The organism is Vibrio kagoshimensis, from assembly GCF_050337535.1.
Lineage (GTDB): Bacteria > Pseudomonadota > Gammaproteobacteria > Enterobacterales > Vibrionaceae > Vibrio > Vibrio gallaecicus.
Genome location: NZ_JAKJSZ010000040.1, coordinates 1 through 7,428 on the forward strand (window position 1 = coordinate 1; position 7,428 = coordinate 7,428).

A 7,428-nucleotide genomic window follows, 5' to 3' on the forward strand; every position below is an offset into this window, starting at 1 on the left:
ATCCCCTAAAAGTTCTAACGCCCAATTAAGTAGCTGACAACGCTACCAATACACTCAAACATACCACCTAAATCACTGAAGCTAAACCGAGTTGAAAATGCCCAGCGTTGACAGTCTGCTTAAATTGCTTGTTATGGCGCAGGTTCTTTAGGACTGATTCCATATTCATTAGAGCCAGGCTTACTATCCATTAAGGCGAAGAACAAAATTGCTAAGACACCAATGATTGGAATTAATAAGATAAAAGCCCAATAACCACTATGGCTAGTATCGTGAATTCGGCGAACCGTTAGTGAAAGCGAAGGCAAAAAAATGAATATTCCATACACTCCACCAAGAAGACCACCACCCAGTTCTGGGTTAAAAGTACCCATTTGGTTATCTAAGAAAGCGAGAGCGAAACTAATAACTAAACTGATTAAATAGAAGTACCAAAACTCTTTTCGTCTGGCTCTACCTTTGAAGACTGCGTACTGCTTGATTGTACTGATGAAATATTCCACTTATCTCTCCTTGATGATGAAAAGTCGACTATGCGCCATAACGCCCAATTAAGTAGCTGACAACGCTACCAATACACTCAAATTTACCACCGAAATCATTGAAGCTAAACCGAGTTGAAAATGCCGAGCGTTGACAGTCTGCTTAAATTGCTTGTTATGTACGTGGTGAAAGGTAAATACCTTGTTCCCGTAACTGAGTTTTGAGGTCGAGTAACTTCACCTGCGTAATAACTGCAATAAATTCAGAATACAACTTGCCGTCAATAACACAACGGCAACAGTACCCATTATATTTTTTACCGACACCAATAGGAGAATGACTGAAAGTAACAGTAGAAAAGTAGAGACCATTAACAAGCCTTCACTGCTTGAAAGCATGTACTTGTTAACAAGAGGCTCATGGGTAATTTTAACTTTAGATGCAAAGCCACCTAATTTTATAGAAATACTATTACCTGAAGAGCTATAGATTAGCCCATTTAAATCAAGAACATCTTCAATGCGCTTCAGCATAAAACCTACCATTAACTCAATAAACACGAAGTTTAATTTACTATTGGAACTACATTTTCGTTCTTGATTTAAAACACATTTCGGGTGAATTTTTACAAATCACAGAAAAGTACATAACGCCGCATTAAGGTGTGAGCGGCGCTTGCCTATACTTCGGCAAGCGTTGCGAATCACTCTTAAATGCTTTGTTAGCTATTTGGTGAAGTGTACCCCGTAGTTGTCGCTACGACTTCAAAACCACGCTTTAATACAATCGGTTTGCTCATATCTGAGGCATCGATTATAAGGTATTTCACCCCTTTCGATTTTGCTTCAACAATACGCTTACTGAGCAACAAACTATAATAACCATTGCCTCGAAACTCTTCGACTGTGCTCCCACCCCAAATACCTGCAAATGGACTACTTCCATTAAATGTTAGCCAAGCAGAGGTAACTGGTTGTCCATTTACATATACTACATAAATGGACACCGAATCTGGAGAGTGCTCTTTGAGACTCATTAGGTAGTTGTATTGCCAATCAAAACTTCCGCCCCAAACTTGTTCTTGAACCCTTACTGCATCACGAATGCCTTCGCTATCAGAAACCTCTGTGATCTGAGACTCGTCGAAAGATTCGACATCAGCCTTTGAAAGGTCTAAAACCATAAATGACTCTGAGTCTTCTTGTTCAAAACCATGTTCGAGTAATACTTTACCGATATTACTTGGTTTGTCTGTACTATATGTTTTCCATTCGAAACATAAGTTGCGCTTGTTGAAGTATTCAAGTTGCTCTTTAACTATTGATTCTGTGAGGCTTTCGTCGAAGCTGAAGAACGAAATATAGCTACCATGACGATCTTTTGATACGAACTTAGTCAGATTACCATCTGATTGCTTGACGCCATTAAACGAGTTAATCAGTTTTCGTTCAGACTCATTGTACTCTCGCATTACATCCACTGTATTCATTTTATCCTCGTAAATAGCTAACGCCCAATTAAGTAGCTGACAACGCTACCAATACACTCAAGTTTACCACCCAAATCACTGAAGCAAACCGAGTTGAAAATGCCAAGCGTTGACAGTCTGCTTAAATTGCTTGTTAGGCAATTTTCACCACAACCAGTGAAGGCTTAGCTAGACCGGTTCTATGACTAAATTATGGTTTGTATTTGAGCTCGAAAATACGATATCTGAGTTTTCATGCGTCTCAACAATAAATTCAGCTCCAGGCTCTATGTAAAAACTAACCTTAGCTTGAGATACTTGAACTGTAATTTCACCTGATTCACTACCTGTATTTTTAAACTTCTTATTCATTTAAAGTTCCTTCCTGATTGTCTTTAACACAGTTGCCTAACGCCCAATTAAGTAGCTGACAACGCTACTAATACACTCAAATTTATCACCTCAGTCACTGAAGCTAAAACGAATTAAAAATGCCAAGCGTTGGCAGTCTGCTTAAATTGCTTGTTAGGGCTAAATTTCGTAAGCCTCAAACCAACGACATTTAATGTTTGGCTTTTTGCTCTTTAAAGAAGAGAAGTGCTCTTTCGTTGTAAACCTAGCGCAAGACAATACACGTATTTTAGGTAAATCGGCTAAGCACAGTATTGATTTATCCGTTAGGCTCACTGACGTTAAAAACAATGCTTCTAAATTTGGCAATGTACTTATTGGCTGCAAAGATAAGACCTTTTGATTTGTATACATCGTACCTTCAACACCTAAACTTATAAGCTCTGTAAAACCTGATAGGCATTCTAAATTGTTTAGTTTTTTCGCACCCTCTATAAATAGATAGCGCAAATTAGGTAGGCTTGTTAAAACCTCAAAGTTTTCAGCCTTGCTGACTCCTGAAATTTTAAGCGTTTCCAACTTATTCAAATTAATCAATGGAAGTAGAGTGTCTGAAGATAGCCTCTCAATCTCCAAATATTCTAAGTTTTGCAGTTCTGCTATTTCACTAAGGAATTCAACGTTTACCTGCTTGGCTGACAAACGTGTAATTTGTTGTGAAAATGAACTGATTCCTTTGTGTGATTTCCCTTCACGGCAAAATGAAACCCAACGCCAATCTAACTCAATGTCATTTATGTTGGTGACACAACGAGGCCATTCCGACCAATTCTGATTACACCTATACTTATCATTAATCATATTATTTTCGACCAAACTAATACTGAGCCCTAACGCCGCATTAAGGTGTGAGCGGCGCTTGCCTATACTTTGAGCGAAGCGAAAACGGCAAGCGTTGCGAATCACTCTTAAATGCTTTGTTATACGCGTGGTTGAGTCCTGAGTGGGATACTCATTACGCTATGGTTTGGCTCACTTTCAATATCAACCGCCGACCAACCTAGTGACTGGTACAGCGGGGCTACATTTGTATAAGCATACAGATTTCTTTGAAGGGTTTCTGATACTTGATTAACACCTCGGTTAATCAACTCGCTAGCGATGCCCTGACCACGCCATTCAGGTGAAACAAAGACGGCATTAAACCAAATAACATCTGAACTTCCGTGTGGCTCTTTAAAACGAGAATAAGCTAGCCCACCGATAACTTCGTTGTTTCTCAAAGCGACCAAAACAGGAGGAAGATTAACTTCAGGTTTGTAGGTATCACAAAACAAGAAATCAGACCATTCACTTTGAAATAGATTCTCTAGATCTGTCCAATATTGGCTATTTTCATCACAACTTCTGAATAATACTTTGTTCATATTGGACTATTTCCTCAAAAGCGTATAACGCCGCATTAAGGTGTGAGCAACGCTACCACGAAGCGTAACCATACCACCGTAAACACAAAACCCAACGATGGAATGAAAAATGCCAAGCGTTGGGAATCACTCTTAAATGCTTTGTTAGGCGGTTGTTCCTGTGTAAGTGTATTTTTTCCTAAGGATCTCAGCCTCAAGAGTTTTCAAAAGACGACTGCAATGTAATAGATAATCTCTCACTTCTAAGTCATACAAACTGGAAATTTTTTCCCACTCACCATGAGCAAACTTATTGCGAACAAGCCTATATTTATTAAGAGCTTCTTGGAAGTCTTTAGGTACTTGTATATCTAGAGATAAACTTTTTATAATTAAAGCCAACATACCGTCAATATTTGCAATTCCCTTTTTAGATTTATACTTTACTCCATCACAGCAATCATGTAATAGACGCTTTAACGACCATTCAAGGAATGTAGATATCAGTATTATAGGGTTAACAAGAGATAGTACATTAAGGTTATAGTCCCAAGATTCTATATTGTGATCTACAATTTCACTGTATAGATTTCCATTGTTCTCTAAATAATGTGGGGAACGTTTATCTTCTTTAGCAAGTTCGTGCTTTTGCTTGGTAGCACAAAGTTGCAAGAAGATATGATTGTTCAATTGTTCTAATTTTATTGAAATATCAAGAAAAGGCTCAATTGGATATGATGGTTGATAGACATAAAGTCCATCAATCTCTGGATATTCAGAATGGAGAGATCGAGACCAATATAACCCATACTGTTTGGCAACTCTCACTTCATGTTCATCTGTAAAAATTCTCAACTATATCTCCTACCGCCTAACGCCCAATTAAGTTGCAGACCAACGCAAACCGGAACCTAAAGCAACGCACCGATTACACCTGAACCTATTGGAACTGAATATGCCACGCGTTGGCTGTCAGCTTAAATTGTTTGTTATTGCTATTTTCCTTTCGGGTAAGCAAATAGACCAATAATGTATGCCACTCCGGTAATAACAAGCATCGACCAATCTTGCATAAAAATAGCTAACGATAGATTTAAAGAACCAAAGTTAAAGAGAACTCCTGAGAAATCATTTAATGCTATATCCATAAATAATGTACCTTTTTCTTTATCCTCTTTGCTTCGACTTTTGTGTGAAGCGAATGCATAGATTGAAAATAAGAACAAGCCGGACAAAACCTGATATCCTAAAATCCGATAGTCGGCTAACTGAACAAGTTCCGTGCTCGGAACAACCTCATTTAGTCCTAAATCATTGTCGTATATATATATGCCTACGAATATTAGTATAAATATCAGCCAAAACATTATGTTAGATGCCAATTTCTGGAGTGCTAGTTTCACTTTTACCTCGATTATCTAAATAGCTATAACGCCCAATTAAGTAGCTGACAACGCTACCAATACACTCAAATTTACCACCTAAATCACTGAAGCTCAGCCGAGTTGAAAATGCCAAGCGTTGACAGTCTGCTTAAATTGCTTGTTATGTGCAAAGTTCCAACAGGTGATTGATTTGTTTTACATCTTTAGAAACTGAATTATTCATACACTCAGAGTTAAACCAAATGGCTTTAACACCGGCTGAAATTGCAGGCTCAATATCTTTTTCATATGTATTCCCAACCATGATTATTGACTGCGGTTCAACATTTAAAACATTGATGATTTTGTGGAAGAATTCTGAGGTACCTTTACCGATACCAAGGTTCGCTTTGCAAAAGTAACCCGATATATAAGGAGACAAACCCACCCTGTCAAATGACAACTTAATATCAGTTTCGGACGAGTCTGCTGCATTTGTTGCAATATAAACCCGGTGGCTTTTTGATAACTCTTGAAGTGTTCGTAATGCTCCGTCCACAGCTTGAACTTTTACCCAATCGCACATTTTCCCCTTTTGGTCAGGGAAATCGACCATGAGGGTATTACCCCAATCAAACAGGTAGATTTTAGTCATATTGCCTCCTTGCACATAACGCCCAATTAAGTTGCAGACCAACGCAAACCTGACCTCAAAGCAACGCACCGATTACACCCAACCCAATTGGAACTGAAAATGCCGCGCGTTGGCTGTCAGCTTAAATTGTTTGTTAAGCGTATTATTCGACGGACAGTTCTTTAATATATAGCTCATATATGCTTTGAAGCCGTTCATCTAGCGTCAAAGAAAAGTGTTGCGTACAAATGTGAAGGGCTTGGTACATAGATTGGAAAGCCGCACTGAAGCTTGCGTTTACAAAGTGAGGAGCTTCATTTCCTAAAACTAACTCAAGCCTATCGGTAAACTCAACTTGATGTGCTAAAGAGCATGGACCACCATGAACCCAGTCAGAAAAGCCTGAATACAGAACTGAGTATAAATCTCCCGCCTGAACATCATCCGCCATTTGATGAATTTTGGTTCCTTTTTTCCAGTCTCTATGAACACTTTGCTTATTTTTAGTTAGATAATCTTCTTTAGACGATTGGTATGCGCTTTCTATTGCTGCATGGTCAGCCGGAGAAATAGGCTCACCTCGATTAAGTAAGTTCTGTAATGTATTCCAATCCTCGATGAATACATACTTACGCCACAGCGCTGAGCGCTCCATAGGATTCTGGGAAACCCATAGCATTTGGATAATCGTTTCAATCATAGTTCTTGCAATAAGTTGTACATCTGGAGATGGAGACAACTTACGAATAGAATCCATGTGCTGATTGATCTTGTATAAGTAACAGACAAGGAAAAAACTAAAATCATCATCCTTTTTCAGCGAGATTTTGGTTGAACTATATATTTTTTGCAATTCTGAGCAGTAACTGTCAATAATCTTATATTTCATATAGGTGATCTCATAAATACGCTTAACGCCCAATTAAGGGGTGAGCCACGCGACCACCACACTTAATTTGGACGCCTTAAACACTGAACTGGCCCCAAACCCAAAATGCCAAGCGTGGGGAATCCCTCTTAAATTGTTTGTTAGTGCGACCTCAAAAGTTGCGACGAATCAGGTCGAACAGAGGCTTAAGACGTATGCCAAAGCCATAAAAGTTCGGCTCAAACATTAATATATCTGTCTTGCTCACAGCCTCTGTTGAAAGAACACAATTATAAAAAAAGCGGGTTTTACCTTCTCTTTGTCTATCGAAGCTGATAACCCCCTCTTTAGCCATTTCGTTGATAGTGTAACAGTATAAATCCAATTCTTCCTGGAACGGGTTCCCGTCACCACTACTATATCCACTTTCCCAAGACTTAATCACGTCGTAATAATTAACCAACTTCCTTTTTGATTTTGGTGTATCTCGCCCTTCAATGTTGAATCCATCAATATCAATGGGCTTTGGATAAGATTTGTACAACATGCTAAAGATATGTTTTTTGCACTTCTTATATACTTTTCGATTATTCAAAACCTTACATCCTATAAACTATCAGAATATTCTAACCTATCGCTACCAAAGGTTTAGCTTGAGCACTAACGCCGCGTTAAGTGGTGAGCAACGCTACCGCCCTACCTAAAACATTGTGACATAAACACTTAACCCAAAGTAAGCCGAAAATGCCAAGCGTTGGGAATCCGTCTTAAACGCTTTGTTATGTGATAATTTCACTACCGCGCTCCAACACCCAACAACGATCATTTTTGGTGTAGCCAATTTGCCCATAATA

Annotated in this window: 11 protein-coding genes; all 11 read right to left on the bottom strand. The window is 38.7% G+C overall.

Going from position 1 to position 7,428, the window contains the following annotated elements; translation table 11 throughout:
* Positions 1 to 131: 131 nt before the first annotated feature.
* Positions 132 to 503 carry a DUF805 domain-containing protein gene (locus L4C37_RS21835; RefSeq protein ID WP_429770023.1) on the bottom strand — a complete coding sequence of 124 codons (372 nt, stop codon included), beginning with the start codon at positions 501 to 503 and terminating at the stop codon, positions 132 to 134.
* Positions 504 to 719: 216 nt separating this feature from the next.
* On the bottom strand, positions 720 to 1,016 hold the full coding sequence (locus tag L4C37_RS21840; protein ID WP_429770025.1) for a hypothetical protein: 297 nt from the start codon (positions 1,014 to 1,016) through the stop codon (positions 720 to 722).
* Between the two features lie 188 nt (positions 1,017 to 1,204).
* Positions 1,205 to 1,972, bottom strand: coding sequence for a GNAT family N-acetyltransferase (locus L4C37_RS21845; protein WP_429770027.1), 768 nt, complete (start codon positions 1,970 to 1,972; stop codon positions 1,205 to 1,207).
* A gap of 168 nt (positions 1,973 to 2,140) precedes the next feature.
* Positions 2,141 to 2,323 carry a hypothetical protein gene (locus L4C37_RS21850; protein ID WP_137375629.1) on the bottom strand — a complete coding sequence of 61 codons (183 nt, stop codon included), beginning with the start codon at positions 2,321 to 2,323 and terminating at the stop codon, positions 2,141 to 2,143.
* A gap of 159 nt (positions 2,324 to 2,482) precedes the next feature.
* Positions 2,483 to 3,268, bottom strand: a complete 786-nt coding sequence (locus tag L4C37_RS21855; RefSeq protein ID WP_429770029.1) for a leucine-rich repeat domain-containing protein — start codon at positions 3,266 to 3,268, stop codon at positions 2,483 to 2,485.
* 14 nt (positions 3,269 to 3,282) lie between these two features.
* On the bottom strand, positions 3,283 to 3,729 hold the full coding sequence (locus L4C37_RS21860) for a GNAT family N-acetyltransferase (RefSeq protein WP_429770031.1): 447 nt from the start codon (positions 3,727 to 3,729) through the stop codon (positions 3,283 to 3,285).
* A gap of 144 nt (positions 3,730 to 3,873) precedes the next feature.
* Positions 3,874 to 4,563 carry a hypothetical protein gene (locus L4C37_RS21865; protein ID WP_429770033.1) on the bottom strand — a complete coding sequence of 230 codons (690 nt, stop codon included), beginning with the start codon at positions 4,561 to 4,563 and terminating at the stop codon, positions 3,874 to 3,876.
* Positions 4,564 to 4,703: 140 nt separating this feature from the next.
* Complete coding sequence (locus L4C37_RS21870; RefSeq protein ID WP_429770035.1) at positions 4,704 to 4,856, bottom strand: hypothetical protein; 153 nt, start codon at positions 4,854 to 4,856, stop codon at positions 4,704 to 4,706.
* 397 nt (positions 4,857 to 5,253) lie between these two features.
* Positions 5,254 to 5,727, bottom strand: a complete 474-nt coding sequence (locus L4C37_RS21875; protein ID WP_429770037.1) for an HAD family hydrolase — start codon at positions 5,725 to 5,727, stop codon at positions 5,254 to 5,256.
* Between the two features lie 142 nt (positions 5,728 to 5,869).
* On the bottom strand, positions 5,870 to 6,595 hold the full coding sequence (locus L4C37_RS21880; protein WP_429770039.1) for a DUF5677 domain-containing protein: 726 nt from the start codon (positions 6,593 to 6,595) through the stop codon (positions 5,870 to 5,872).
* A gap of 151 nt (positions 6,596 to 6,746) precedes the next feature.
* On the bottom strand, positions 6,747 to 7,169 hold the full coding sequence (locus tag L4C37_RS21885) for a hypothetical protein (protein ID WP_429770041.1): 423 nt from the start codon (positions 7,167 to 7,169) through the stop codon (positions 6,747 to 6,749).
* Positions 7,170 to 7,428 lie beyond the last annotated feature (259 nt).

Coding starts and splice junctions, on each gene's coding strand:
- L4C37_RS21840 (WP_429770025.1), bottom strand. CDS start 1,016: ATGCTGAAGCGCATTGAAGATGTTCTTGATTTAAATGGGCTAATCTAT.
- L4C37_RS21845 (WP_429770027.1), bottom strand. CDS start 1,972: ATGAATACAGTGGATGTAATGCGAGAGTACAATGAGTCTGAACGAAAA.
- L4C37_RS21850 (WP_137375629.1), bottom strand. CDS start 2,323: ATGAATAAGAAGTTTAAAAATACAGGTAGTGAATCAGGTGAAATTACA.
- L4C37_RS21860 (WP_429770031.1), bottom strand. CDS start 3,729: ATGAACAAAGTATTATTCAGAAGTTGTGATGAAAATAGCCAATATTGG.
- L4C37_RS21870 (WP_429770035.1), bottom strand. CDS start 4,856: ATGGATATAGCATTAAATGATTTCTCAGGAGTTCTCTTTAACTTTGGT.
- L4C37_RS21875 (WP_429770037.1), bottom strand. CDS start 5,727: ATGACTAAAATCTACCTGTTTGATTGGGGTAATACCCTCATGGTCGAT.
- L4C37_RS21880 (WP_429770039.1), bottom strand. CDS start 6,595: ATGAAATATAAGATTATTGACAGTTACTGCTCAGAATTGCAAAAAATA.